Source organism: Porticoccaceae bacterium LTM1, from assembly GCA_030252795.1.
GTDB lineage: Bacteria > Pseudomonadota > Gammaproteobacteria > Pseudomonadales > Porticoccaceae > SCSIO-12696.
Genome location: CP127080.1, coordinates 1,556,667 through 1,583,020 on the forward strand (window position 1 = coordinate 1,556,667; position 26,354 = coordinate 1,583,020).

At 50.1% G+C, this 26,354-nt stretch carries 21 protein-coding genes and 1 tRNA gene; 5 read left to right on the plus strand and 17 right to left on the minus strand.

Annotation, left to right across the window (positions count from 1 at the left end):
- Positions 1 to 25: 25 nt before the first annotated feature.
- Positions 26 to 844, minus strand: a complete 819-nt coding sequence (gene nudC / locus QP938_06735; protein ID WIO75590.1) for an NAD(+) diphosphatase — start codon at positions 842 to 844, stop codon at positions 26 to 28.
- A gap of 115 nt (positions 845 to 959) precedes the next feature.
- Between nudC and nhaD the strand changes: the two genes are divergently transcribed.
- Complete coding sequence (nhaD, locus tag QP938_06740) at positions 960 to 2,411, plus strand: sodium:proton antiporter NhaD (protein ID WIO75591.1); 1,452 nt, start codon at positions 960 to 962, stop codon at positions 2,409 to 2,411.
- A 114-nt stretch (positions 2,412 to 2,525) separates the two neighbouring features.
- Here nhaD and dnaQ read toward each other — a convergent pair whose 3' ends face one another.
- Genes dnaQ through QP938_06755 form a run of 3 tightly spaced genes read right to left on the minus strand, consistent with a single transcriptional unit; the run spans position 2,526 to position 4,523 of the window.
- The gene (gene dnaQ, locus QP938_06745; protein ID WIO75592.1) at positions 2,526 to 3,233 is read right to left on the minus strand and encodes a DNA polymerase III subunit epsilon; all 708 of its coding nucleotides are present in this window, start codon (positions 3,231 to 3,233) and stop codon (positions 2,526 to 2,528) included.
- Between the two features lie 32 nt (positions 3,234 to 3,265).
- Entirely contained in the window at positions 3,266 to 3,712 is a 447-nt protein-coding gene (rnhA, locus tag QP938_06750) for a ribonuclease HI (protein WIO75593.1), read from the minus strand.
- Positions 3,699 to 4,523 (minus strand): methyltransferase domain-containing protein, encoded by an 825-nt coding sequence (locus QP938_06755; protein WIO75594.1) that lies wholly within the window; start codon positions 4,521 to 4,523, stop codon positions 3,699 to 3,701. The genes rnhA and QP938_06755 overlap by 14 nt, the downstream gene beginning before the upstream one ends.
- A 91-nt stretch (positions 4,524 to 4,614) precedes the next feature.
- On the opposite strand from QP938_06755, the gene gloB reads away from it, so the two are divergent.
- Together gloB and QP938_06765 are read left to right on the plus strand one after the other, a co-directional pair.
- Positions 4,615 to 5,412: a hydroxyacylglutathione hydrolase gene (gloB, locus tag QP938_06760; GenBank protein ID WIO75595.1), complete on the plus strand. Its 798-nt coding sequence runs from the start codon at positions 4,615 to 4,617 to the stop codon at positions 5,410 to 5,412.
- Between the two features lie 53 nt (positions 5,413 to 5,465).
- Positions 5,466 to 7,007 carry a LysM peptidoglycan-binding domain-containing protein gene (locus tag QP938_06765; protein ID WIO75596.1) on the plus strand — a complete coding sequence of 514 codons (1,542 nt, stop codon included), beginning with the start codon at positions 5,466 to 5,468 and terminating at the stop codon, positions 7,005 to 7,007.
- Between the two features lie 56 nt (positions 7,008 to 7,063).
- On the opposite strand, the gene QP938_06770 is transcribed toward QP938_06765, so the two are convergent.
- The 9 genes from QP938_06770 to QP938_06810 all read right to left on the minus strand — a co-directional run bounded on the left by QP938_06770 (position 7,064) and on the right by QP938_06810 (position 18,604).
- A protein-coding gene (locus QP938_06770; protein ID WIO75597.1) for an IS3 family transposase occupies positions 7,064 to 8,286 on the minus strand; the annotation gives its coding sequence in 2 pieces (ribosomal slippage) (positions 7,064 to 7,935 and positions 7,935 to 8,286; 1,224 coding nt in all).
- Between the two features lie 106 nt (positions 8,287 to 8,392).
- A complete protein-coding gene (locus QP938_06775; protein ID WIO75598.1) occupies positions 8,393 to 10,261 on the minus strand; it encodes a SurA N-terminal domain-containing protein in 1,869 nt (622 codons plus the stop codon).
- Positions 10,262 to 10,388: 127 nt separating this feature from the next.
- On the minus strand, positions 10,389 to 10,661 hold the full coding sequence (locus QP938_06780; protein WIO73023.1) for an HU family DNA-binding protein: 273 nt from the start codon (positions 10,659 to 10,661) through the stop codon (positions 10,389 to 10,391).
- A 177-nt stretch (positions 10,662 to 10,838) separates the two neighbouring features.
- Entirely contained in the window at positions 10,839 to 13,268 is a 2,430-nt protein-coding gene (gene lon / locus QP938_06785; GenBank protein WIO73024.1) for an endopeptidase La, read from the minus strand.
- Positions 13,269 to 13,451: 183 nt separating this feature from the next.
- Positions 13,452 to 14,735: an ATP-dependent Clp protease ATP-binding subunit ClpX gene (gene clpX / locus QP938_06790; GenBank protein ID WIO73025.1), complete on the minus strand. Its 1,284-nt coding sequence runs from the start codon at positions 14,733 to 14,735 to the stop codon at positions 13,452 to 13,454.
- A gap of 91 nt (positions 14,736 to 14,826) precedes the next feature.
- Positions 14,827 to 15,453 (minus strand): ATP-dependent Clp endopeptidase proteolytic subunit ClpP, encoded by a 627-nt coding sequence (gene clpP / locus QP938_06795; protein ID WIO73026.1) that lies wholly within the window; start codon positions 15,451 to 15,453, stop codon positions 14,827 to 14,829.
- 155 nt (positions 15,454 to 15,608) lie between these two features.
- Entirely contained in the window at positions 15,609 to 16,943 is a 1,335-nt protein-coding gene (gene tig, locus QP938_06800; GenBank protein WIO73027.1) for a trigger factor, read from the minus strand.
- 77 nt (positions 16,944 to 17,020) lie between these two features.
- A tRNA-Leu gene (locus QP938_06805) sits at positions 17,021 to 17,105 on the minus strand.
- 122 nt (positions 17,106 to 17,227) lie between these two features.
- Positions 17,228 to 18,604: a hypothetical protein gene (locus QP938_06810; GenBank protein ID WIO73028.1), complete on the minus strand. Its 1,377-nt coding sequence runs from the start codon at positions 18,602 to 18,604 to the stop codon at positions 17,228 to 17,230.
- A 167-nt stretch (positions 18,605 to 18,771) separates the two neighbouring features.
- On the opposite strand from QP938_06810, the gene QP938_06815 reads away from it, so the two are divergent.
- On the plus strand, positions 18,772 to 19,104 hold the full coding sequence (locus QP938_06815; protein WIO73029.1) for a type VII secretion target: 333 nt from the start codon (positions 18,772 to 18,774) through the stop codon (positions 19,102 to 19,104).
- A gap of 83 nt (positions 19,105 to 19,187) precedes the next feature.
- Here the strand turns inward: QP938_06815 and fadA are convergent, their stop codons facing one another.
- The 4 genes from fadA to QP938_06835 are packed head-to-tail and all read right to left on the minus strand — an operon-like array spanning position 19,188 to position 23,852.
- Positions 19,188 to 20,366, minus strand: coding sequence for an acetyl-CoA C-acyltransferase FadA (gene fadA, locus QP938_06820; GenBank protein ID WIO73030.1), 1,179 nt, complete (start codon positions 20,364 to 20,366; stop codon positions 19,188 to 19,190).
- Positions 20,367 to 20,369: 3 nt separating this feature from the next.
- Entirely contained in the window at positions 20,370 to 22,511 is a 2,142-nt protein-coding gene (gene fadB, locus QP938_06825; GenBank protein ID WIO73031.1) for a fatty acid oxidation complex subunit alpha FadB, read from the minus strand.
- A 52-nt stretch (positions 22,512 to 22,563) separates the two neighbouring features.
- Positions 22,564 to 23,238, minus strand: a complete 675-nt coding sequence (locus QP938_06830; protein ID WIO73032.1) for a class I SAM-dependent methyltransferase — start codon at positions 23,236 to 23,238, stop codon at positions 22,564 to 22,566.
- On the minus strand, positions 23,238 to 23,852 hold the full coding sequence (locus QP938_06835; GenBank protein WIO73033.1) for a nitroreductase family protein: 615 nt from the start codon (positions 23,850 to 23,852) through the stop codon (positions 23,238 to 23,240). The genes QP938_06830 and QP938_06835 overlap by 1 nt, the downstream gene beginning before the upstream one ends.
- Positions 23,853 to 23,994: 142 nt before the next feature.
- Here QP938_06835 and QP938_06840 point away from each other — a divergent pair, with 142 nt between their 5' ends.
- Complete coding sequence (locus tag QP938_06840; GenBank protein WIO73034.1) at positions 23,995 to 26,349, plus strand: Tex family protein; 2,355 nt, start codon at positions 23,995 to 23,997, stop codon at positions 26,347 to 26,349.
- The last annotated feature ends 5 nt before the right edge of the window (positions 26,350 to 26,354 follow it).

Consider the following 26,354-nt stretch of genomic DNA (forward strand, 5'->3'; position numbering starts at 1 on the left):
TGCGGAGTATATCCGAGTTGGCCCGTTAAGCTAAACCAGCTCTACACCGCTTTACAAAATCAGCGATTAGTTGGCCTGAGAGAGTTGCCTGCCCCGGATGGTCAGGCAGTTCACTGTAGTGAAACCAGTCAGCAGAGAGAATTTCCACGCCGTCTGGTGCTATATCCCCTCCAGCATAATCAGCGTGGTAGCCCAACATTAGCTGCCCGGGAAATGGCCAGGCCTGACTGCCGAAATAGCGGATGTTACTCACCTGCACACCCACCTCCTCCATCGCCTCCCGTTGCACGGTTATCTCTGGTATTTCTGCGGGCTCGATGAATCCGGCAAGACAGGTATGAAGTGCATTTCGCCGAGCGTGACGAGCCAATAGGCAGTACTCTCCATTTTCTATCAATACAATCATGCAGGGCGACACACGCGGATAGAATGACAAGCTGCACGCCGAACAGCTCCTGGCCAACTCTCCTTCTATCAACATGGTTTCAGAGCCACAACGCCCACAATACTGGTGCTCCTTGTGCCAGCGAATCAGTTGCACCGCCCTGGAAGCCAGGTCAAAACACTCTGGGTCAACAGTTAGCAATTCACGCAGTTGGCAACTGGCCACATCCTCGAGGTTGGCTACATCTTCTATCTCATAGACCCAGCAAGCATTTTCGCAGAACAGGCCGACATAGTGACGGGATTGTGCCTGATTGAATACGTCACTACCTTCTGGCCAGAACAACTCGGTACAGTTTTCACCAGCCAGTAACAGGTTACCCCGCCAGAAGATCAGGTGATTACTAATGGGTGTGCTGGGGTCCACTGCCGGGCGGTACCCGTCTTTCACTTGGTTCATATCTAAATTGCTCTTTGAGTCAATATGTTATTTCGGGTGTATCCACTTTGGGGGGTCATGTATAATCCGCCACCAATTTAACCCTACCCCATGGATTTTATTAGGTTTGATGACTATGAAAGCCCTCATTACCTTTATGGCTTGCATACTGCTGCCTGGCCTGGCTTTGGCCTCAAGTGGTTCTGCACCAGCCTCTCTCGACATCACTTCCCACTGGATTGGCTACACCGCCATTGTGATATTTGCCGTTGCCTACCTGTTTGTTATCTTTGAAGAACAGCTGCACCTGCGCAAGTCCAAACCAGTACTTACTGCCGCAGGCATTATCTGGATTCTGATTGCTATATATTGCCAGACTTTGGATGATCCTTCTGTTGCTGAAGTGGCGATTCGTCACAATTTCCTTGAGTACGCCGAGCTGTTCTTCTTCCTGCTGGTAGCGATGACCTATATCAATGCCATGTTGGAGCGTAACGTTTTTGATGCCCTGCGTGACTGGCTGGTAGTTAAAGGCTTCTCATACCGCTCACTGTTCTGGCTTACCGGCTGCCTGGCTTTTGTGATCTCCCCTATCGCGGACAACCTCACCACAGCCCTGATCATGTGTGCTGTTGTATTGGCCGTTGGCCAAGGCCAGCCCAAATTTGTTGGTATCGCCTGTATCAACATTGTTGTCGCGGCCAATGCCGGTGGCGCCTTCAGCCCGTTTGGTGACATCACCACCCTGATGGTGTGGCAGAGCAAGCTGGTAGCATTTGAAGAGTTCTTTGATCTGCTGCTGCCTTCGTTGGTCAACTTTGTTGTACCTGCTGCATTTATGCACTTTGCACTTCCGAAAGGTAATCCAACTGCTGTTCAGGGTGGTATCACCCCGATCAAGTTTGGTGGCCTAATGATTTGCGGCCTGTTTATCCTGACAATTATCACTGCAGTTTCCTTCCACAACTACCTGCACCTGCCACCTGTATACGGCATGATGCTGGGCTTGGGTTACCTCAAACTGTACGCTTTCTACATCAAGAAGAAAGAACACGCCCCGGCTACTAATGGCGACATTGGTGATACTCCGGCTAACCCAAGTGTTCAGAATGGTGAAAACGATAAAGGCTTCGACATCTTCAACAAAATCGCCGGCGCTGAATGGGATACCCTTTTCTTCTTCTACGGAGTAATACTGGCCGTTGGCGGCCTCGGTTTTATCGGCTACCTGACTTTGGCCTCCGAGTTCTTCTACAACGACTTGGGTGCCACCAATGCCAACATCCTCGTAGGTATTGCTTCTGCTATCGTTGATAATATTCCGGTTATGTTCGCTGTTCTGACCATGCTGCCGGATATGGACCTGTTCCAGTGGCTGCTGGTTACCTTGACCGCTGGTGTTGGTGGTAGCTTGCTGTCAGTTGGTTCAGCTGCTGGCGTTGCCCTGATGGGACAGGCTCGTGGCCAGTACACCTTCTTCAGCCACCTGAAGTGGAGCTGGGCAATTGCCCTCGGCTACGCCGCCAGTATCTGGGTACACTTCCTGGTTAACAGCCACCTGATCGGCATTCCTGCTGCTCACGGTTAAGCTTTCCCAGAAAGCAAAAAGGCCAGCTATCCAGCTGGCCTTTTTTATTGAAGTCTATCGTTGGTCCATAACCGCCGCTGTAAAGGTGAATATGAAGTGTCGACAGACTCTGGTTTATTCAGCTAGCCAAAGGCAGTTGCCACTGGCCTTTTGGATCTCTTCAAGCTTTCGTTGATGCTCGATCAACTCATACTCAGATGCGCGAATAACTGAAAGAGCCGGTCGGTCAGCGGCAAGCCGACGTATCTCCTGCTCCCCACTTTGACTGTTGCTACTGTTCTCCCCCGAAAAGCCCAGCATTACCTGACCACCGGTCATTGCCAGGTAGACTTCAGCAAGAATCTCGGCATCCAGTAATGCCCCGTGCAGCTCACGGTGGGCATTGTTTACGTGGTAGCGCTTACATAGTGCATCGAGGTTGTTCTTCTGGCCGGGGTGCATTTGCCGTGCCATGACCAGAGTGTCAATCACCGAGCAGTAGTCGCTTGTGACCCCAAATTCAGATCCCAGCTTGTTGAACTCGTGGTCCATAAAGCCAACATCGAACGGGGCGTTGTGAATAATCAGCTCTGCACCGCGAATAAACTCCAGGAATTCACTGGCAACTCTCGCAAACACCGGTTTGTCATTCAGGAATTCATTAGAGATACCGTGAACCTCATAGGCACCCTGATCCACTTCCCGTTGCGGGTTGATGTATTGGTGGTAGTGACGACCGGTCAGCTTTCGATCAATCATTTCGACACAACCGATCTCGATAATTCGGTGATCCTGCGCCGTTTCAATACCGGTTGTTTCGGTATCCAGTACAACCTGTCTCATACAGTCTCTCTGATACTTTATGTTCTCGGTGGCTAGGACGCTTCGCCCGCCAATTCATCAATGCCTTTGTTGGCGAGCTGATCCGCTATCTCATTTTCGCGGTGACCACTGTGCCCCTTAACCCAGTGCCAGTCAATCTGGTGCTTTTCAGATTCTTTATCCAGCAACTGCCATAAATCCTGGTTCTTGACGGGTTTCTTGCTCGCAGTTTTCCAACCATTGCGTTTCCAGCCATGCATCCAGCTGGTAATGCCCTGACGCACGTATTGTGAATCTGTAGTGAGAATGACATGACAAGGTTGTTTAAGGGCTTCAAGTGCCTTGATCGCCGCCATTAATTCCATTCGGTTATTGGTGGTTTCAGGTTCACCGCCATGTAATTGCTTCTCGGTATTGTTGTAGCGCAGCAAAGCGCCCCAACCGCCTGGCCCAGGGTTTCCCCGACAAGCACCATCGGTAAATATTTCAACGGATTTCAACAGTTTCCCTCAGTGATTCATCTTGGTATTTATCGCCATGAGCAGTCAACTCGCAGCCCATTTTCTGCCAACCCAAATTAGGGATTTTCAGGCCATTGGGTATCAGGCCATTGCGTGTAATGGGGCGAGCAACATTCTTGCGGGCAACAATGGTGTAATACAAGCCAAATGGCAGGCCGAGACCATAGCCCCAGCGCTGGCAAATTGAAAAACTATCATCTTTGATTGGGCCTAATCCGCCGCGCTTTACATCAATCGTTTTGAAGTGCAGCAGACGAAGCCAATCCACCAGGCGACCAACCCTCAGGCCATGATGGCGAAACAATGGGTAATCGCTGAAACTCCAGCCCGGCCATTTGGTGACTCCCAACAGGCTGAACGGGTTGAATACAAACAGCACCAGATGCCCCCCTGGAGCGACAACTCTCGCAGCCTCATTTAAAACCCGGTGTGGTTTTGGAGAGAATTCCAATGCATGATGCAAAACAGCGCAATCCACAATATCCGAAGGCAGTGGTAACTCTTCGAAATTTGACACCGCGCTACCACCCCTTCCTGAGGCTGGAGTTATGGAGAAACGATGGAGATGGTCAAATTCGTCCAGCAGACCAAATTTTGGTGAGAGTCCAAGCTCCATAATCTGGTACCCCGGCAACTTGGGTAGTTTGGCGATGTGCTTGCGCTCTTTCTCAAGCAGATAGTGACCTGCAGGCGAGCGAAACCACATCTCCAGCGCCCCTTGTACGGTCTCAATGGGCTCGGGACGGAATTTATTCGCTAATTTCTTTCTCAGATTAAAGCGTTGATGCAAACCGTGAACTCCGTTGCCAGTTTGAGAAATGGGCTGTTAAGCCGATTAGCGTTATTATGGGTAAATCCCCACACAAACACCACAGAGCGTGATGAATAGAATTAAAGCCATACCGGCCTTTAACGACAACTACATCTGGATGATCCCACTTGAGGGTCGGAAAGTGGCCGTTGTTGATCCAGGCGATGCTGAGCCAGTGTTGAGCGTACTTAAGCAAAGAGATCTTGAACTCTCGGCGATCCTGGTGACCCATCATCACTTCGATCATATCGGAGGGATTGAGCAGCTTCTATTGCACTATCCTGTCCCTGTTTATGGCCCTCTATCCAATAACATTCCACAAGTAACCCATCCGGTGACGGACGGCGAAAGCCTTACCCTTGGCGATTTCAGCTTTAAGATTATTGCTGTGCCTGGCCATACTCTCGATCATATTGCCTATTATGCAGAGTCAGGCAATGGCTACAGTCACAGCAGCCCTACCCTGTTTTGTGGTGACACCTTGTTTGCCGCGGGCTGTGGAAGGCTCTTTGAGGGTACACCTGAGCAGATGCATCAATCTCTCACAAGGCTGGCCGCACTGCCTGATAACACGCAGGTGTACTGTACTCACGAATACACCATGGCAAATCTGCAGTTTGCGCTGGCAGTAGAGCCAGATAACAAGGAGCTGCAACAACGGCGAGTTGCTGATGTTCAGCGACTTCAAGCAGATGGCATTACACTCCCTAGCACCATTGAACTTGAAAGACAGACTAACCCCTTTCTGCGCAGCAGCAACACATCCGTTGTAGCCGCTGCCGCTAAACATGCCAATGTTGAAGCGAAACCGGGTGCACCGACGTTTGCGTTGCTGCGTAAGTGGAAAGACCATTTTGTGGTAAGGTAGCCCGTTTCGCCGCCTTAGCAGCGGCCTATAAAACTAACGAATTAAATAAAATTATGTATCCAAGATTACTTGCTGTTGCCATTTCCGTGGCCATAACCAGCGGCTGTAGCCAGCTGCAAAACCAATCGGTAGTCGACAAAGATCAGGACATTGAGTCGCTCCCCAGTGAGCCCCTGATCGTAGAAGCTGACACTTTGCCGACAACTTCAGCCCCTAAAAGGGATACAGAAGATGTGGCCGATTTTGATGCGTTTGGCGAAGATGGCACCGTCTGGCCCCGTATTCGCAAAAACATGGACATGATCGGCGAACACGATCACCCGCGACTGTCTCGCCAGCTTGAGTGGTACGCAAAGCACCAAACCTATTTTGATCGTGTTTTCCAGAGAGCCGAACGGTATCTGTACCATATCGTAAAAGAGGTTGAAGCCCGCAATATGCCGATGGAGCTCGCACTTTTACCTGTAGTAGAAAGTGCTTTCGACCCGTTTGCCTACTCCAACAGCCATGCCGCCGGGCTTTGGCAGTTTATCCCTGGAACAGCCGAGCGTTTTGGCCTTGAGCGTAACTGGTGGTATGAGGGACGCCGTGACGTGGTCGCTGCAACGACAGCTGCCCTGGATTATCTTGAATACCTGAATGGCCTGTTTGATGGCGACTGGTTGCTTGCCCTTGCGGCATACAACAGCGGTGAGGGGACAGTTCGCAGAGCCGTAAAACGTAACAAAGACGCAGGAAAACCCACCGATTATTGGTCTCTGAAGCTGCCAAAAGAGACTTCTGCCTACGTGCCACAACTACTTGCAGTCAGTGAAATAGTTTTTGCTCCCGACAACTACAATATTTCACTCTATGAAATTGCAGATGCACCCTATTTTGAGCCGGTTAACCTTGAAGGTCAGCTGGATCTCGCCCTGGCAGCAGAAATGGCAGGACTTGATACCAAAGAGTTGTATCTACTGAATCCAGCCTACAACAGACTTTCCACCGCCTCGTGCGCGGACCATCGGTTGCTGCTTCCCGTAACAAGTGTTGAGCAGTTCGAAGTCAAGCTGGCCCAGCTTCCCAAGGAGCAATGGGTCGCAATTCGTGAATATATCGTAAAGCCTGGTGACAGCCTCAGCCGTATCGCATCTAACAATAAAGTCAGCGTTAAAGAGCTGAGACGCGAGAATAGCCTGAAAAACGACCTGATTCGCGTTGGGCAGGTAATTAAGATACCGGGAGCTGGTGGTGCCGCCCCCCTTACAGCGTCGCACAGCAGCTTTTACACGGTTCGCAATGGCGATTCACTCTGGGAAATCGCAAGAGCTCATGATGTAAGGGTCAAAAATCTGCAAGCCTGGAACAATTTGGCTCCCGGCGATGTAATTCGCCCCGGTCAGCAATTGCAGGTAAGTGCAGCCACACCTGAGAGTTTCAGCGTTAATCGCAAAGTGAATTACAAGGTTCGTCGTGGTGATTCACTTGCTCGCATAGCTAATAAGTTCAATATCAGGGTAAACGACATCATCTCCTGGAATAAAATTAATCCGAAGAAATATTTGCAACCAGGCCAGCGTTTGACCCTGTTTGTAGATATACAAAAGATCTGATTATCTCTTCCAGATAATAATTCCAGTGTCTTGTCCTGATATAGGTTGACACTATTTCAGGTTAAAAACGCCCGATGGACTTCCTCGGGCGTTTTGTATTTTAGGGCCATGTGTGGCCGCTGTTTATTGTATAGCTCTATAGACTCTTCCACCATGATGGCAGCCTGATCAAGATTTTCAGGTTTCACCGTCAGATATTCTGTCTTCAATATCCCGTTCACTCTTTCAGCAAGCGCATTTTGATAACAGTCATACCCATCTGTCATGGAGCAGTGCACCTTATGTTTCTCGTGTTCAGCCTGATATAACTTAGAACAGTACTGGATCCCTCGATCTGAGTGATGGATTAGCTCACTCTCTCGACTACGCTCATGCAATGCCTTTTTGTACGCCCTCAATACCGATTCCGCCTTGAGGTCACCGTGCACATGATGACCAACGATCTTCCGTGAGAAGGCGTCCGTAACCAGGCTCAGATAAGCCTCTCCCTGCTTGACGGGCAAATACGTAATATCAGCCACCCAAACTTGCTCGGGCCCGGCAGCCTGCATCTGCTTTGGCCCTGCCTTCAGCAGGTTGGGGTGACACCAGAAGCGATGATTGCTCTGTGTTGTCTTATGGTAGGCACGTCGCCTGTGAACCAATAATCGGTGCTGCTTTAGCAAGTCAAAGAGCCTGTCACGGCCTATAGTGAAGTCAGTTTGCGCCTTGAGCTGATACAAGAGCTTACGACCGCCCATTCGCGGGTGTCGTAGGCGTTCGTGCCGAACGAAAGCCAATATGGCCTCGCAAGATACGGTTTGCTGTTGAGCCCTTTGACGCTGTCGATAGTAGGCCTGTCGACTGATGCCCAAGATCTGGCAAGCCTTCGTGACGCTCAGTCCCGGGATTTGCTTGGCTTCGATGACTTGCCGTGAGGCTTTTTTGTCACGCTGACTCCGTAGTCCCTCTTCAGCACATCAACAACCGCCTCAAAAAAATCCGCTTTTTGTTGGGCCTCGGCGAGCTGTTGTTCAAGCTCTTTGATCCGTTGCTCTGGAGTAAGTGGCCTTGGTTTCTCTGACATTGCTCGCTCTCCGCGGCAGCAGTGTGGTGTGCCTTTGGACCAATCTAGCCTACCGTGCTTGCGAAGCCAAACCAAAACCGTCGATCGCCCCTGAATACCATAACGACTCTGGGCTTGTTTGTAGGTCAATTCGCCATGCTCAACCTGGTCGACAACCGATAATTTAAAAGCCAGGGAATAATCTTGCTGCGTGCGCTTAGTTGTTGATTTCATGTCACTTTCCAATTCGGTGATTGAAAAGTGTCAACGTTATTCAGGACGGGACACAGAGCATAAAAAAAGCCCTCATTGAGGGCTTTTTTTATTTCTATCTCAGAAATTACTGACGGGTTTTAATTTCTGCCGTATCCAGCAACCACTGTTGATAGTCCCGGATACTGCTTTCACCGGCATTTGTAACAAGGGTTTGCTCCAAAGCTTGTCGCTGCTCCAGCGGCAGGGAGTCAATTTCAGCGAACTCCACTGAGGCCAACTCTACTATGAGATAGTCGCCATTGGCCTTTTTGATGCCAGCAACATTGCGCCCATCTTCTGTAACAGGCATTGCAAAAGCTTTTTGACGAGCAGTTGCATCTACGTTACCGCCAGAGCGCTTGGTGTTGTGGCTAACCTGCCACTCGAGTGACTCCGCCTTGGCAACCGCTTCAACGCTCTCCCCGGCTTCAACTTGCTTGATCAGATCCTGACCTTTCTGTTCAACCAGAGCAGCTGCATTTTCCTTTTTGAGCTCAGCCAGCAACTCTTCGCGCACTTCTGTTAACGGCTTGGTTCGCTGGGCTATACGCTCAAGAAGTTTAACCGTAACCGCACGGCCATCACCCAGCTCAACTACTTTACTGGCATAACCGGCGTTCAGAACGTCATCAGTGAATGCAGCGGTTACTACATCTTGATTTGCAGCGATGCCCTCACCACCCTCTCGAGAAAATGGTTCAGAGCGCTTCACCTCAAGACCAAGAGTCTCCGCTGGCTCCTGAAGGGTCTCGGCACCGAAGACGAGATCGCTAAGTTGTTTGACCGCTATGGCATATCTCTCGCTGGCAAGTTCGTTTCTCAGACTTTCGGCAATGCGATCCTTTTGCTCCTCAAAAACCGGCAGTTCTGCTTGTTCAACATCAGTTACCTTTAAAATGTGGATGCCACTCTCAGAGGTAACAGGTTGGGATAAATCACCAAGAGAAAGACTGGCCGCAGCTGTGGCAAGGGATTCTGGAAGAACTGACATGTCAATAAAGCCAAGATCACCACCTTGAGGGGCTGTACCGGCATCTGTAGAGTACTCTTTGGCAACATCAGCGAACTCAGCACCTTCTGCCAACTTTGAGCTGACTTCATTCAGAAGCTCTTCATCCCCTTGTGGCAACAGGATGTGGGCCAGACGTTTTTGCTTTCCGCCAGACTCCTTGGCAATCTTCAATTCGGAATCAAAACGCTCACGAATCTGTTCTTCGCTAACCTCGTCCGCTTTAGCAAGATTGTCTTTATCAAGCTCCAGGTATTCAACAACTAACTGCTCTGGCACCACCAGCTGACCTTTCTTTTCGTCATAGCGGGCCTGAAGCTGTTCTTCGGATACTTCAACAGTCTCAATCAGTGGCTCGACAGGAATAGTCAGGTAATAGAAATCCCTGGTCTGTTCAGCAACTGCTGCGTTCAGTGACATCTCTTCACTGGTAACAAACTCACTGGCAGTAACACCTTGAACAAATTGACCACCCAGGTAATCGTTGCGTATTTGCGTACGATAGGAACTGGCCGTCTGGCCCATTTGGTTCATGATGTAGTTGAATGATTCTTTATCAAATTCACCGTCGCGCTGGAATGCCGGCGTATCCATTATGGCTTGCTGAACACTTGATTCAGCAACGCTCATTCCATGCTCATTTGCTGCACCGGTGATGAGTTTCTGGGTTACAAGCTGATTTAAGACCTGGCCTCGAAGACGGTTGTCATCAAAAAACCTGAGCATTTCTTCGCCAAATTGAGCCGCGATCATTTGACGCTGCAAGAGGATACCGCGCTGCAACTCAAGATCGGTTATTTTTTCACCATTCACCTCGGCCACCTCAGGGCTGCCGCCTGAGCGCAGGAAAAAGTTGTCTACGCCGGTAAGAGCAAAGGGGATGGCGATAATTACAACGAGAATTAAACCAATTCCTTTGAGGTTGTCGCGCATATTCTGAAGCATGGAAATCTCTTTATTCTTTCAAACTCTAATAATGAAAAAGGTGCATCAACGCTGATGCACCTTTTTGCTGTCGCCAAAGTTGTTAAGAAAAATCCACTAACAACTCTTGGCGTCATTGAAAAACGACTTAGTTTACAGCGTCTTTCAGCGCTTTACCTGGCTTGAAGCTAGGTACGTTTGCAGCAGCAATCTGGATTTCAGCACCAGTTTGTGGGTTGCGGCCAGTACGAGCAGCACGCTGTTTTACAGAGAAAGTACCAAAGCCAACCAGAGAAACCTGGTCACCCTTTTTCAGGGCTTCAGTAACAGCGGAAGTGGCAGCATCCAGCGCACGGCCCGCAGAAGCTTTAGAAATGTCCGCAGCAGCGGCGATAGTATCGATCAATTCTGATTTGTTCACTTGTGAACCCCTTTTTTATTTATCAAGGCTTTTGAGTAATGGTTTGTTATGTCAATTTATTTGCTGACTGATTTCCCAAACCTGTAGTGTAAATACGCTCCCTGGATGCACGCATTCACTGGCGGGGAAATTTATACCAACAGTATTCATAGCGGTCAAGCACAACCCACACAAATATTAGTGTGTGGGCATGCGGTCTGACACTGAATCATCTTTTCCCGAGCCGGCGCTTGACTTATCAGAAGATGCATATTCTTCATCCGTCAACGCTTCTGGCATATTTTGCAGGGCTATAGCCAGAACCTCATCAACCCATTGAACCGGTTGAATATCAAGGTCCGCTTTTATGTTGTCCGGGATCTCTTTCAGATCGCGCTCATTCTCTTTAGGAATGATCACAGTAGTGATACCACCACGGTGAGCGGCCAACAGTTTTTCTTTGAGCCCCCCTATCCTAAGTACCTGACCTCTAAGGGTAATTTCCCCAGTCATGGCAACGTTTGCACGGACAGGAATGCCCGTCATTACCGAGACAAGCGCTGTGCACATGGCAATACCAGCACTGGGTCCATCTTTCGGTGTAGCACCCTCTGGAACGTGGATGTGTATGTCGTTGGTCTGGTGGAAATCCTTCTTAATACCCAAAGACTGGCCACGACTGCGTACAACTGTCAGGGCTGCCTGAATGGACTCCTGCATCACATCACCAAGCGAACCGGTTTTAATTACTACACCTTTTCCCGGTACTGCTGAGGTTTCAATGGTCAGCAATTCACCACCAACGGACGTCCATGCCAGCCCGGTTACCCTGCCAATCTGGTTTTGCTCTTCAGCTCGCCCAAAATCAAACTTCTGGACTCCCAGCAACCCTTCAAGATCCTTAGGTGCAATTTTACTGACCTTCGTGGAGCTTTCCTTGACATGCCTGGTTACCACTTTACGACAAACTTTCGCCAGCTCTCGCTCCAGGCCACGAACCCCTGCCTCGCGAGTGTAGTAGCGGATAATATCGCGCAAGGTGGCTTCACTGACAGTCAATTCAGACTCTTTGAGGCCATTTGCCTTACACTGTTTTGGCAACAGGTAACGCTGGGCAATATTTACCTTTTCGTCCTCGGTATATCCGGGGATACGAATAACCTCCATGCGATCCAGTAGAGGTCCTGGAATATTCATGGAGTTTGCCGTGCAGATAAACATCACCTCAGAGAGGTCATAATCCACTTCGAGGTAGTGGTCATTGAAGTTGTGATTCTGCTCCGGGTCCAGGACTTCCAGCAGGGCCGACGCCGGATCGCCGCGATGATCCATACCGATTTTGTCAATTTCATCCAGCAAAAACAGCGGGTTTTTAACCCCGGTTTTCGACATTTTTTGAATCAACTTGCCGGGCAAGGAGCCAATATAGGTCCTGCGGTGACCACGGATTTCAGCTTCATCCCGAACGCCACCAAGTGACATTCGCACAAACTTACGCCCGGTTGCCCTCGCGATAGATTCTCCCAGGGATGTTTTACCAACACCGGGAGGCCCCACGAGGCAAAGAACCGGCCCCTTGAGCTGCTTGACGCGTTTCTGGACTGCCAAAAACTCCAGGATACGCTCTTTAACCTCTTCAAGGCCGTAGTGCTCCTCGTTGAGAATACGGTCGGCACGCACGAGATCGTGGCGAACCTTGCTGCGTTTTTTCCAGGGGACGCTGATCATCCACTCGATGTAGCCACGCACAACCGATGCTTCAGCAGACATCGGCGACATCATTTTCAGTTTATTGAGTTCAGCCTGGGTTTTTTCCAGTGCAGCTTGAGGCATGCCTGCCTGTTGAACTTTCTGTTCAAGAGCCTCGATTTCATTACTACCGTCGTCCATATCGCCAAGTTCTTTCTGAATGGCTTTCATCTGCTCATTCAGGTAGTACTCGCGCTGACTCTTTTCCATCTGTTTCTTGACGCGTCCACGGATACGCTGCTCTATCTGGAATAGGTCAATTTCGGACTCCATCAGTGCCAGCAAGTGTTCAATCCTTGCCTTCTCATCAGCAATTTCCAGCACTTCCTGCTTCTGCTCCAGTGCCAGGGTCATGTGAGCAGCAATGGTATCGGCAAGACGGCTTGGCTCATCAATGCCAGCCAAGGTGGAAACTACTTCCGATGGGATTTTTTTACTGAGGTTTACATACTGCTCAAACTGGTTAATGACTGAGCGTATCAGAGCATCTGCTTCACGAGGGTCAAGATCGTCTGATTTAAGTTCAGTGTATTCAGCCTGAAAATAGCCATCTTCTTCTCTTACGGAGTCGATATGCACACGGGTGCCGCCTTCAACGAGTACCTTGACTGTACCGTCGGGCAGCTTGAGTAACTGGAGAACAGTGGAGACTGTTCCAACCTGATAGATATCTTCTACTTTCGGATCATCATCCGCTGCGTTCTTCTGGGCAACGAGCAAGATTTGCTTGTGCTCAGCCATCGCCTGCTCAAGCGCCTGGATCGACTTTTCCCGGCCAACGAACAGGGGGATAACCATGTGGGGATATACAACTACATCGCGCAAAGGCAACAGCGGCAATGTTTGCAGCTCAGAATCGTAACTGGTGTCTTGTCCCATAATAAACCTCAATACTGCGTGCGCATGGCACTGGACTTTACTGTGATATGGGGATTGAAGGCTGGAAAACAAGGATAGCCCAAAAACTTATTATCCTTAAATTGTTCATTGCAGCCATTGTTTTATTGGCAAAAGACATAAAAAAAGAGCCAAGCGGCTCTTTTTTTATGTTTCGGCAAGGCGTTACTCCTTGCTCGCAGTCTTCTGCTTTTCAGCCTGCTCGTAAACGAGTATTGGATCCGACTCACCATTTACGACTGATGCGTCAATAACCACTTTGCGTACATGGTCTTTAGATGGGATCTCATACATTGTCTCAAGCAGGGTGTTCTCCATGATGGAGCGCAAACCGCGTGCACCCGTCTTGCGAGCCAGAGCCTTTTCGGCAATTGCCTCAAGAGCATCGGGGCGTATGTCAAGTTCAACTCCTTCCATTTCAAACAAGGCGCTGTACTGTTTGATCAGTGAGTTTTTCGGTTCAACCAGAATGCTTACTAATGCATCCTTGTCGAGTTCCTCCAGTGTGGCTGCAACCGGCAAACGGCCCACAAACTCGGGTATGAGACCGTAACGCACGAGATCATCCGGCTCGAGATCGGCCAGTGTAGCGCCAATGCTCTGGGTTTCTGCCTTGGATTTAACCTCGGCACTGAAGCCAATACCACCCTTCTCGGATCGATCACGAATTACCTTCTCAAGGCCTGCGAACGCTCCACCGCAGACAAACAGGATATTTGAGGTATCAACCTGCAAAAATTCCTGCTGTGGGTGCTTGCGGCCACCCTGAGGTGGAACGGAAGCAACAGTACCCTCGATAAGCTTTAACAGAGCTTGCTGAACGCCTTCTCCAGACACATCCCTGGTGATAGACGGGTTGTCTGACTTGCGCGAGATCTTGTCAATTTCATCAATGTAGACAATGCCTCGTTGAGCTTTTTCGACGTCGTAATCACACTTCTGAAGCAGCTTCTGGATGATGTTTTCTACGTCTTCACCCACATAGCCGGCTTCCGTCAGTGTGGTGGCATCGGCAATGGTAAATGGCACATCAAGCAGGCGAGCAAGGGTTTCAGCCAGCAGCGTCTTACCGCTACCAGTCGGGCCCACCAGCAAAATATTGCTTTTACCCAGCTCTACCTCGCCGACACCTTTACCGCTGTTTTGCAGGCGTTTGTAGTGGTTGTATACCGCTACAGAAAGAATTTTCTTGGCACGCTTCTGGCCAATCACGTATTGATCAAGTGTTTGCTTGATTTCTTCCGGAGTTGGGAGTTTGTCCCGTGGAGACTCGCTGTCAGACTCCTGAATCTCCTCAGAGATGATGTCGTTGCACAGGTCAACGCACTCATCACAGATGAACACGGACGGGCCCGCAATCAATTTGCGGACTTCGTGCTGGCTTTTTCCACAGAAAGAGCAATACAGCAGCTTGCCGCCATCACCCTCGTCTTTACTTTTGTCGGACATATAAAACCCTCTGCCCCGATACTACGAATTTCTTATAATTCAGGGACTTATAAAAAAATCAAATCAAACTTCTAAAGCGAGACTAGCGATTCTAGGGACGTTTGTCCAGAACCTGATCAATCAAGCCATACTCTCTGGATTCCTCAGCGCTCATGAAAGTGTCACGCTCGGTATCAGCAATAATTTTATCCAATGGTTGGCCTGTATGCTTAGCCAGGGTTTCATTGAGCCTTTGCTTCAGTTTTAGAATCTCCTGGGCCTGAATATGGATATCAGTCGCCTGCCCCTGTGCACCGCCACTGGGCTGGTGGATCATGGTGCGGGAGTTTGGCAGGCTGTATCGCTTACCCTCGGCGCCTGCTGCCAGCAGAAAAGCTCCCATACTGGCAGCCTGGCCAATACACATGGTGCTCACATCCGGCTTGATAAATTGCATGGTGTCATAAATAGACAGACCAGCAGTCACGGAGCCACCCGGTGAATTTATGTAGAGGTGGATATCCTTGTCAGGGTTTTCGGATTCAAGGAACAACATTTGGGCAACGATCAGGTTGGCCATGTAATCTTCTACGGGACCAACAAGGAAAATAACGCGTTCTTTAAGGAGGCGCGAATAAATATCGTAGGAGCGCTCCCCTCTGGAGGTTTGCTCAACAACAATGGGTACCAGACCGGTGTTTTGAACATCCAACATACCCTGAGAGTCATAATTTTTCATTATTAAGAATCCTAACCATCTGGAATTTATTCATAAAGACAACCCGCATTCTAGCTGGGTTACTTTGTAAAGGGAATGACACAGCAGATTCAACAAGCCAAATAAAAAGGCGAGTCGGTTTTGGCCGACTCGCCTTTGATCCAACTGAAGAAAAATCAGTCTTCCGACTGTTCTTCCTGAGCCTTTGGAGCATCCGGCTTGATGGCGTCCTCGTAGGAAACCTTAGCCTCTGTCACTGTAGCTTTTTCGAGCATTCTCTCAACAACCTGCTCTTCGAGAATTGCTGACTGAATGCCATCCAGCAATTGACGCTGGCTGTAGTAGTACTCAACAACCTGCTCAGGTTGTTCGTAGGTAGAGGCAATCTCTTCGATTTGGGCGCGAACGCGGTCAGCGTCAACCTTAACTTCTTCAGCCTTAACGATCTCGGCAACCAGCAGGCCCAGGGCCACGCGACGTTCAGCTTGTGCAGTAAACATATCGTCCGGGAGGATTGACGGATCAAAGTTTTGCGCCTGACCACCATACTGCTGGAACATCTGCTGCTTGAGAGCTTTGATTTCACCAGAAACCAGAGATTTAGGCAGTTCAACCTCATGCATTTCGAACAACTGGTCCATTACACGGGTTTTCAGCTTGTTCTTGATGGCATTCTTGAGCTCACGCTCCATGTTGCTGCGAACTTCTTCGCGGAACTTCTCTTCGCCGCCTTCAGAAACACCGTATGCAGCAAAGAAGTCATCGTTCAGGTCGGCCAGTTCACGCTTGGAAACACCGTTTACTTTAATAGCAAACTCAACCGCAGCACCTTTCAGCTCTTCCGCGTGATAGTCTTCCGGGAAGGTCAACGGAACGGTTTTTTCCTCACCGGCAGACATGCCAACCAGTGCATCTTCAAACCCAGGGATCATTTGGTTTGAGCCGATAACAATGTTGAAGCCTTCGGACTTGCCGCCCTGGAATTCTTCACCATCTTTAGTGCCGGTAAAATCGATATTTACCTGATCGCCACTTTCGGCAGCACGCTCTACGGCTTCCCACTTGGATTGCTGCTCACGCAGAACAGTAATCATTTTGTCGATGTCTTCGTCGGTTACCTCAGCAACCGGCTTGGCCACTTCGATCTTGCTCAGGTCGCCAATAGAAATTTCCGGGTAAACCTCGAAAGTTGCTACATACTCAAGGTTTTCGCCCTCTTCGCCTTTCAGCGGCTCAAAAGAAGGCTGGCCGGCTGGGCGCAGTTTTTCCTGGGAAACAGCTTCATAAAAAGACTGGCTGACAACTTCACCCATTACTTCCTGGCGAACGTACTTGCCGTAGCGCTGTTTAACAACTTTAAAAGGAACCTTGCCCTTGCGGAAACCGTTAATCTTGATGGTCTTGGCTTCTTTCTGAAGGCGAGCGTTTACTGCTTCATCAATACGTTCGGCGGGTACTTCTACCTTCAGGCGGCGTTCCAAACCGGAGGTCGACTCAATGGAAACCTGCATGTTGTTCCTCGTTTAACCTAGTAAATCAGTCCGAACCTGGCCGGACCCAAACACCCCAACGGGATACTTTATATGATTGGTGCGGAAGGCGAGACTCGAACTCGCACACCTTGCGGCACCAGAACCTAAATCTGGCGTGTCTACCAATTTCACCACTTCCGCGTGTCTTTTCGTGGGATATCGTCCCCGAAAAAAGGTGGCAGATTTTGCCACAGCACATCGCTGTGAGCAACAGCCAGTTTAAAACCTATTTATACAATTGCTTAGACTGGCCTTGCCAATGTTTATACAGCTGGCTGGACTGGCTCAGCCAGTAACAGCACCGCTTGCTGCTTCGAGGTGGCAGAAATTGCCACCGAGCCACTGTTGGCCGGGATGTAAAGCGCCTGTTCAGCTGGAAGGTCCTTACCCGACACCACCGGGGTACCACTTACCGACATGATAAGGCCATAGCCCCACCCCTTTTCCAGCTCCCACTCAGCGTCAGGATGCAAGGTTAGTCTGCGCACAATGAAATCATCAAACTCCACCACCTGCTCCAGTGTATGCTGATCTGACCGCTCCAGCACCTTAAGGGGAGGCTGCTCAGGGGCATGCAGCGACATCTTTTGAACGGCCTCATGCGTATCCCAGTGGTCTTGAGTCAGTACTTTTTGGGCAAATGACAGAATCATTCGCTCATACACTGGAGTCTGGAACTCGACCGTGCGAACGCCGTGCTGTAAAGCATGTGGTGTTAAAGTTGGCACCCTAACAACATCACCCACAGACAATGGAAGCAGCGCTGTAAAGCTGTTCATTGAATCTCGCAGGAACTTCTCCTTGCTTTGTAATTGCTCAGGTATTGAATTCAGCCACCCCTTTAGCCTTTCTGCCGATATTGGTGCATTCAGCTCGACTCCCTCTTTTCGCCTGCATTCATCCAGAGCTGCATCAATTTCCTCGCGAACTTCTCTGTACTGTAGAACCGCCTCGGTATACTCGGTTCTGAACCGCTCATGGGACTCAGCTTGCTCCAGTCGCTTGGAGTCAAACCCAAAACGGATAGCCCCTTTCCCTGCCGGCCAGGCTTTCTTGTCTACGTGGGTTACCACATAGACCTCCTGCTTTTCTTCATGCAGTTCGTAGTAAAGGTCGCCAAACACCTCCTCTGGAAGCGGATCGAGTATTTTTAGCAGGTTGATTTTTCGTTCTGCACCCTCAGCCAACCTTTTCGGGGCAACTGCCAGCCACCAGGAAAGAGGTGAGGATTTATCGCCATCACAAACTCGTGATAAGCCACGCTCCTCAATTCCAGTGAACCATATTTCCTGCCCCCAGGGCTTTTCAATGGCAACAGGCTGCAGGAGCACAGGGGAAGCTAAAGGAAGGAGTGGAACGCCCCACAGATCGGAAAGCTGACTGGCTGAATCACTCACTTCGAGATCGCGAGCGCGCGAGTCGGAAAAGTCTGTTACAAGAGCGGATACCACTATTTCACCGCTTACTCGAGTCAAACTGTAAACAGCAACCAACTCAATCAGCGGTGAACCGGGCAAGTAATACTGTTCATAAGAAAAATGCACGCCAAACACATCGGCAATAGTGTTATTGCCCTCAAATTTGGTCAGCTGCTGGTTTAAGGCTAATTCCGGACAGGAGCCAGATTGAAGCAAACGCAAGCGGGCACTCCAGTGATCTAATCGACTTTTGGTGTGGAGAGTCTATCAGATCTTCGAATGATAATGGATTGAAGGACTTGCAAATAAGTTCACGTTGCTTAATCTTAGAGCAGCCCGCCAACCTGGCGGGTGATTTATTGAATCTAATAAAAACCCGGAGAGGCATGATGAAGACCCTACTTTCACTCGTATTGATGATGACAATGGCACTGATGGCAGGTTGCAACAAAGACGAAACCAGCGATCAGGTGAATTCCGCTGAAGAGTCAATGGATGGCGCAGCCACACAAATGAGCGATGCGACTGGCGACATGAAAGAAGCCATGGATGAAACCATGGATGAAGCCAAAGACGTAGCTGAAGAAGCCGTAGAGGCAGTAGAAGAGGCCGCTGAAGGAGTGGCTAACGAAGTTAAGGATACTGCCGAAGAAATTGAAGAAGAAGCTGAAGATGCAATGGACGATGCAACTGACAAGCTCAATGAAAAGCTCGGCGGCTAATTTTCAGTAGAGCTGAGAAAGAAGCAATACAAAAAAGGCTGCATTTGCAGCCTTTTTTAATGTGTAACCTGCTCAGGAATTAATTAATTAATTCGTTCCAAAACTGTTGTAATTCCCTGCCCCAGACCAATACACATTGTAGCAACCCCCAGTGTTCCCTGATTTTGCTGCATGACGCTAAGTAAAGTTCCGGTAATACGTGTGCCAGAACAGCCAAATGGGTGGCCCAGTGCAATAGCCCCACCAAAGCAGTTCACCTTTTTATCCATATCCTTAAGAATATTAAGATCCTTTAAAACAGGCAGGGCTTGTGCAGCGAATGCTTCGTTAAGCTCAAGGTGGTCAATGTCACCTATTTTCAAGCCTGCTTTTTTTAGCGCTTTTTCAGTCGATGGGACCGGCCCATAACCCATAATTGACGGGTCGACCCCTGCTGTTGCCATCGATACGATTTTTGCAATGGGCTGTACTCCCAGCTCCTCAGCTCGTTCGGCAGACATCACCAGCATGGCGGATGCGCCATCAGAAAGCTGGGAAGAAGTTCCTGCTGTGATTGTGCCATGAACGGGATCGAAAACCGGTTTTAGCTCAGCCAGCCCTTCCGGGGAAGTTTCCGGCCGAATGGTTTCATCCTGTTTAATCAGCGCCAAACCACCCTCGGCATTGTGACCCTCAATGGCAATCAGCTCCCTCTCAAACCATCCTTTTTCAGTTGCCAAGGCGGCGCGCTGGTGGGAGCGAACAGCGAATTGATCCTGCTGCTCCCGGCTGATGCCGTGCAGACGACCCAGTAACTCTGCAGTAATACCCATCATGTTGGACGCTTTGGCAATGGTCAGGCTCAGGGCAGGGTTTAGATCCAGGTCGTGATCCATGGGGATATGCCCCAGGTGCTCTACCCCACCAACCAGGTAGAAATCGCCAAGACCTGCCATGATGTTTGCTGCCGCTGTTTGCAGTGCAGACATTGAGGAGCCGCAAAGTCGATTCACCGTCATGCCGGTTACGCTATGCGGCAACCCGGCTCGCAACGCTACCATTCTGCCTATATTGAAGGCCTGCTCACGGGTCTGCATAACGCAGCCCCAGATCAGGTCATCGATGGTTTCCGGGTCAATGGCAGGATTTCGCGCCAACAATTGCTTAACCAATTGAGCAGACATATCATCGGCACGTATATGACGGAAACAGCCATTTTTGGAGCGTCCCATTGCGGTTCGACCATAATCAACAATGACTACATCGCGCGGGTTCAACTTCATAAGTCAGGCTCCCTTTGTGTAGTAATTTTCGCCATTTGCTGCCATCGACTTCATGGTTTCCGTGGCGTGATACAGTTCGCCAAGATCTTTTAATGGCTCCGCCATTGCAATAAATGCATCCAGACCGATTTCATCCAGCCAGCGGAAAATGCCACCCCTGAATGGAGGGAAGCCGACGCCGTAGATCATCGCCATATCCGCTTCTGCAGCTGAACTGACTATACCCTCTTCCAGGCAGCGTGCCATCTCGGTACACATCGGCACCATAAAGCTGGCGATAATTTGCTGTTCGTCCAGGGGTTTAATTTCTGTGCCCAATAGCGTGTAAACCGACTCATCCACCAGTTTTTGCGGTTTGCCTCGCTTGTCAGCTTCGTATTGATAAAAACCAACACCGTTTTTCTGGCCATAGCGTTTGGCTTCGAAAAGTTTCAGCAGCGGCGAATCACTGCCTGTACCAGACATGCGCTCAGGGAACCCTGAAGCCATAACTTTCAAAGCATGCACAGCTGTATCAATGCCGACCACATCCATTAAATACGCTGGTCCCATTGGCCAGCCCCACTTTTCGAGCACCTTATCAATCTGCTGAAAATCGCCACCGGATTTCAGCAAGTGATCGAGTCCAATGACCGCAGGAAACAGTACACGGTTGATGAGGAAACCCGGACAATCCTTAACAACAACCGGCTTTTTACCCAGGGAAAGTGCATGGGCAACAACGGCAGACACAGTTTCATCGGAAGTTTTCTCGCCGCGAATAACCTCAACCAGCGGCATAGCATGGACCGGATTGAAAAAGTGCATACCGCAGAATTTATCTGGGCGCTGCAAATTATCAGCCAGCGAACTAATAGAGATAGTCGAGGTATTGGAAGCAAGAATCGCATCTTCCCTGATCAAGGTTTCAGTCTCCTTGAGAACGGAAGCTTTTACAGCAGGATTTTCGACGACAGCTTCAATCACCAAATCAACATTATCGAGACCACTCGAGTTCAGCGTGGGCGTAATTCGAGTCAGTGCCTCACCTGCCTTGAGGGGTGTCAGACGACCCTTTTCCACACGCTTGTTGAATAATTTGTTAGCCTCAGCCATACCCATATCCAAGGCAGGCTGGGCAATATCTTTCATCAGTATCGGGTAGCCCTTCAGTGCGTGCTGGTAGGCAATGCCGCCACCCATAATCCCGGCACCGAGAACCGCAGCACGCTCAATTTTTTGTTTGGCCGCCTTACTGTACTTCTTTGCGACCTTATTAAGGTACTGATCGCTGAGAAACAGGCCGATCATAGCCTTGCACTGGGGAGTCGACCCAATTGCACCGAACGCAAGTGATTCCTCCACTAACGCTCCATCACGATCCAGAGATGCAGCCTTTGCCATTACATCTACGGCGGCAACTGGTGCCGGATAATTTTTACCGGCTTTGCTGGCTACCATAGCTCGGCAGGTGGTCGCTGCCATCTGCAACTCAATAGCATTTAATTGCAGGCGGGAAAGTTTTCGTGCACGGCGTTCTTTTATTTCCAGATCACCATTAATAGCCTGCTTAAGCATCACCAGAGCCTGCTGCTCCAGATGATCGGCAGCTACTACTGCATCAACAGCCCCGTCCTTGATAGCATCTGCCGGTCGTTTATGTTGCCCGGCAGCAATCCACTCAACGGCGTTGTCAAAACCAATTAATCGCGGCAGACGAACTGTGCCTCCCCAACCAGGAATAATACCCAGTTTTGTTTCCGGCAAGCCCACTTGAGCAGCATCACTCATAACCCGAAAATCACAGGACATACAAAGCTCAAAACCACCACCAAGAGCAAAGCCATTGATTGCGACGACGGTCGGGAAAGGCAAATCTTCAAGATTACAGAAATTGGCGTTGTTGAGTTTTGAAACCTCCGTCAACCCCTTCTCATCCAGGGTGGATAGCTCCATGATGTCGGCGCCTACAATAAAAACCGGCTTGCCACTGGTTACCAACAACCCCTTGATATTGTCAGAACTTTTAAGCACTTTCAGCGCATCAGCCAGCTCATTGATGGTCTGTCTGTCAAATTTGTTTACCGAATCATTGCGAGCATCAAATCGCAATTCAACAATACCTTCCTCACGTTCCAATACCGCTAACTTTTCGCTTTCAAACATAGAGACCTACATCCTTTTTCTAGCGTATTTGGGGATACGCTGATTATCATACTCAGTCAATTACAATTTGCGATGGGTCTGTGTGACCCTCGAGTTCGGGTTTTCTGAACAGTATCACATCGCGGCCAATGAATTCCGGTTCGACTGACCATTTATTGGCCAACCAACGAAAGGTAGGCTCGCTGAAAAAACTGATGTGAGTCGGGTCATTTTTATAGTGCCAGCGGGAAAAAGCTTCTCGATCAATTACCAGCTTCGTCATCAGTGCAAGCCAACCGCCCCCTTTCACCATGGACCACAATCTGTCCAATTCACTACCCGGCCTGGCAAGATGTTCGACTACCTCAGTGGCCGTTACAAAATCATATTGGCTTTCAAGCGTAGATTTGTCCGGGTAAAAAAACAGGTCGTACAAACTGACTCTGTGGCCTTTTTCGATAAGCATTTGTGAAAGAGTCGGCCCTGGGCCACAGCCAAAATCCAGCCCCGAAGAACAAGGGGCAAGCCGCTGAAGTAATGGGCTCGCAATCCGGCTCAGAAATTTTCTGTACCCATCATCCGTCGGGTCATTTTCATGCAGCTCATAATAGCCACGCTCTTCTTCGACAGTTACATGCTCACTGCTTTCCACAAAAACCAGTTCGCATTGAGAACACTGGTGGTAACTGCGAATTTTGTCAGTCAGGTAATGGGAGATTTCTCGCTCCCCACAAAGTGGGCAACCCATCAAGCACCACCGCCCGGCTCAAGGTCTGCTGGCTGCCCCCAGGCATTTGCAAAGACGAAATCACTAACTGATTTTCGTTCCCGAGTTTTGCTGTCCTTTTGTCGAACATCATCGGGGAGTTCCGGATTCTCTTCAGCATAGCCAACTGCAATAGCAGTTACCGGCTCAAAATCGTCCGGAACCTGAAACTTTTCCCGAATCACATCCTGCAGAATCCCTGCCATCTGGTGAACTTTCAGTCCGCGATTTTCTGCTTCAAGAGTGAGCTGGGCCGAGGCGGCTCCAAGGTCATGTATTGCTACACGATTTGGCTTGCCGTTGTATTCAAAATTCAACTGCGAAAATCCCAAGGCAAGCACCCCGGCATGCTGCGCCCAAATCCTGTTTTTTTCAGTCAGACAGCCCAGGATTTGCTCAAAATCTTCCTTATCCTCACGCTTTGCAATGATGTAGCGCCAGGGTTGGGCATTGAATGAAGATGCTGCCCACCGGGCTGCTTCAAGCATAGCAGCCAGATCAGCATCGGCCACCAGCCGCTCAGGGCTGAATTGATAAGGGCTGTATCGCTGTTTAATCAAGGAATGAATGGCAAACTCAGTATTGGCGTCCCGCATACTATTTCTCCTTGCTTCTTGCGACTCCAAATGGTGTGTGGATTCACAAAACCACAGTTCCGTGTCAAATACAAGACTGTCTCAGGAGGGTTGTTTGGTCGATAATCCCTCTCCTCAATTCGACAACAACTAATCAGGAATTATGTCTTCACAAGCCAACTCTACTCATCTCTTCGCCGCCATCGCACAAACCATTGCTGATGAGCTTACAGTAAACGTCAAACAGGTGAATGCCGCCGTTGAACTACTCGACGAAGGTGCAACAGTGCCTTTCATCTCCCGCTACCGGAAGGAAGTCACCGGCGGGCTGGATGACAGCCAATTGCGGACGTTACAGGAGCGTTTAGGCTATTTGAGAGAGTTGGAAGAACGTCGCGACACCATCCTGAAAAGCATTGATGAACAAGGCAAACTCACGCCGGAGTTGAAAGCCAGCATTATCGCAGCCGACACCAAAACCCGACTGGAAGACCTCTACCTGCCCTACAAGCCCAAGCGCCGCACCAAAGGCCAGATAGCAATTGAAGCCGGACTGGAACCACTGGCAGACGCCCTGTTCAGCGACCCTACTTTGAGCCCGGAAGAGAAAGCCACCGAGTTTTTCAATGCCGAGCACAACATCAATGACGCCAAGGCGGCACTGGACGGCGCCAAATTCATTCTGATGGAGCGCTTCAGCGAAGATGCCGAACTGCTCGGCCAGCTGCGTGCCCAACTTCACGACAATGCCCTGCTGGTGAGCTCTGTTGCTCCAGGCAAAGAGCAGGAAGGCGCCAAGTTCAGCGACTACTTTGAACACAGCGAAGCCTTCAATAAAGTCCCCTCTCACCGGGCTCTGGCCATGTTCCGTGGTCGCCGGGAAGGTTTTCTTCACATCAAGGTGGATCTTCCACAACCGGAAGATGCCACTCCAAGCAGCAAACACCAGTGTGAAGTGCGTATTGCCCGCCACTTTGGTATCGAAGACCAGGGCCGTGCCGCCGATGCGTGGCTGGCTGAGGTGGTGCGCTGGACCTGGCGTGTGAAACTGCACTCACACATTGAAACTGACCTGCTTGGAGACCTTCGCCAGATCGCAGAGACCGAGGCCATCAAGGTATTTGCTGAAAACCTTAAGGATCTGCTGCTAGCTGCTCCCGCTGGCCTCAAGCCAACCATCGCCCTCGACCCGGGTCTGCGCACTGGTGTAAAAGTTGCGGTAATCGATGGTACCGGCAAGCTGGTCGATCACGGCGCAATTTACCCGCATGCACCGAAAAACCAATGGGATCAATCCATCAGCGTGCTGGCTTTGCTGGCGAAAAAGCACGGCACCGAGCTGATTGCCATCGGTAACGGTACGGCCTCACGCGAGACCGACAAGCTGGCTGGCGACCTGATCAAACTCCACCCGGAGCTGAAACTGCAAAAAATCATGGTCAGTGAAGCAGGCGCTTCTGTTTACTCTGCATCAGAGTTTGCAGCCCGCGAATTCCCGGATCTGGATGTAACCATTCGCGGTGCAGTATCCATTGGCCGCCGTCTACAGGATCCACTGGCAGAGCTGGTAAAAATCGAACCAAAATCCATTGGTGTTGGCCAATACCAGCACGACGTGAGCCAAACCCAGCTGGCACAGAGCCTCGATGCCGTGGTTGAGGATTGTGTAAACGCCGTTGGTGTAGAAGTGAATACAGCCTCCGCGGCCCTTCTGCGTCGAGTATCCGGCCTCAACCAGACCATCGCCGACAACATCGTTGCCTATCGCGACGCCAACGGCGTGTTCAAAAATCGTAAGGACCTGAAAAAGGTTCCGCGCCTGGGTGACAAAACCTTTGAGCAGGCAGCGGGCTTCCTGCGCATTGCCAACGGCGACAACCCGCTGGATGCCTCCGCCGTTCACCCGGAAACTTACGAGGTGGTTGAGCGTATCGCCACCAAGCAAGGTAAAGAGATCAAATCACTGATCGGCGACAGCGGCACCCTGCGTCAGCTGAAGCCGCAAGATTACACCGATGAGAAATTCGGCATTCCGACTATCACTGACATCATCAAAGAGCTGGACAAGCCGGGTCGTGACCCACGCCCAGAGTTCAAAGCCGCCGTGTTTAAGGAAGGTGTTGAGACTCTCAAAGACCTCAAGCCCGGCATGATTCTGGAAGGCAGTGTCACTAACGTGGCTAATTTTGGTGCATTCGTGGACATCGGCGTCCACCAGGATGGACTGGTCCACATCTCCGCCCTATCAGATACCTTTGTGGATGACCCGCGCAAGGTAGTCAAAACCGGTGACATCGTAAAAGTCAAAGTGATGGAAGTAGATATTCCACGCAAACGAATTGGCTTAAGTATGCGCCTGAATGATGAGCCGGGTAGCGATGCAAAACGTGGTAGCGCACCTGCTGGCAACAAAGGACGCGGCGCCCAAAAAGCCATGCGCAGCCAGGCGCCAGCAAGCAATGGCGGTATGGCAGCGCTTTTTGCCCAAGCCAAAAAGAACAAAGGCGGTCGCCTGTAACCCTT

What these genes read in the sequence shown, in the direction of transcription:
- nudC (WIO75590.1), bottom strand. Translation starts at nt 844, where the DNA reads ATGAACCAAGTGAAAGACGGGTACCGCCCGGCAGTGGACCCCAGCACA.
- nhaD (WIO75591.1), top strand. Translation starts at nt 960, where the DNA reads ATGAAAGCCCTCATTACCTTTATGGCTTGCATACTGCTGCCTGGCCTG.
- dnaQ (WIO75592.1), bottom strand. Translation starts at nt 3,233, where the DNA reads ATGAGACAGGTTGTACTGGATACCGAAACAACCGGTATTGAAACGGCG.
- gloB (WIO75595.1), top strand. Translation starts at nt 4,615, where the DNA reads ATGAATAGAATTAAAGCCATACCGGCCTTTAACGACAACTACATCTGG.
- QP938_06765 (WIO75596.1), top strand. Translation starts at nt 5,466, where the DNA reads ATGTATCCAAGATTACTTGCTGTTGCCATTTCCGTGGCCATAACCAGC.
- QP938_06775 (WIO75598.1), bottom strand. Translation starts at nt 10,261, where the DNA reads ATGCTTCAGAATATGCGCGACAACCTCAAAGGAATTGGTTTAATTCTC.
- lon (WIO73024.1), bottom strand. Translation starts at nt 13,268, where the DNA reads ATGGGACAAGACACCAGTTACGATTCTGAGCTGCAAACATTGCCGCTG.
- clpX (WIO73025.1), bottom strand. Translation starts at nt 14,735, where the DNA reads ATGTCCGACAAAAGTAAAGACGAGGGTGATGGCGGCAAGCTGCTGTAT.
- clpP (WIO73026.1), bottom strand. Translation starts at nt 15,453, where the DNA reads ATGAAAAATTATGACTCTCAGGGTATGTTGGATGTTCAAAACACCGGT.
- tig (WIO73027.1), bottom strand. Translation starts at nt 16,943, where the DNA reads ATGCAGGTTTCCATTGAGTCGACCTCCGGTTTGGAACGCCGCCTGAAG.
- QP938_06815 (WIO73029.1), top strand. Translation starts at nt 18,772, where the DNA reads ATGAAGACCCTACTTTCACTCGTATTGATGATGACAATGGCACTGATG.
- fadA (WIO73030.1), bottom strand. Translation starts at nt 20,366, where the DNA reads ATGAAGTTGAACCCGCGCGATGTAGTCATTGTTGATTATGGTCGAACC.
- fadB (WIO73031.1), bottom strand. Translation starts at nt 22,511, where the DNA reads ATGTTTGAAAGCGAAAAGTTAGCGGTATTGGAACGTGAGGAAGGTATT.
- QP938_06830 (WIO73032.1), bottom strand. Translation starts at nt 23,238, where the DNA reads ATGGGTTGCCCACTTTGTGGGGAGCGAGAAATCTCCCATTACCTGACT.
- QP938_06835 (WIO73033.1), bottom strand. Translation starts at nt 23,852, where the DNA reads ATGCGGGACGCCAATACTGAGTTTGCCATTCATTCCTTGATTAAACAG.
- QP938_06840 (WIO73034.1), top strand. Translation starts at nt 23,995, where the DNA reads ATGTCTTCACAAGCCAACTCTACTCATCTCTTCGCCGCCATCGCACAA.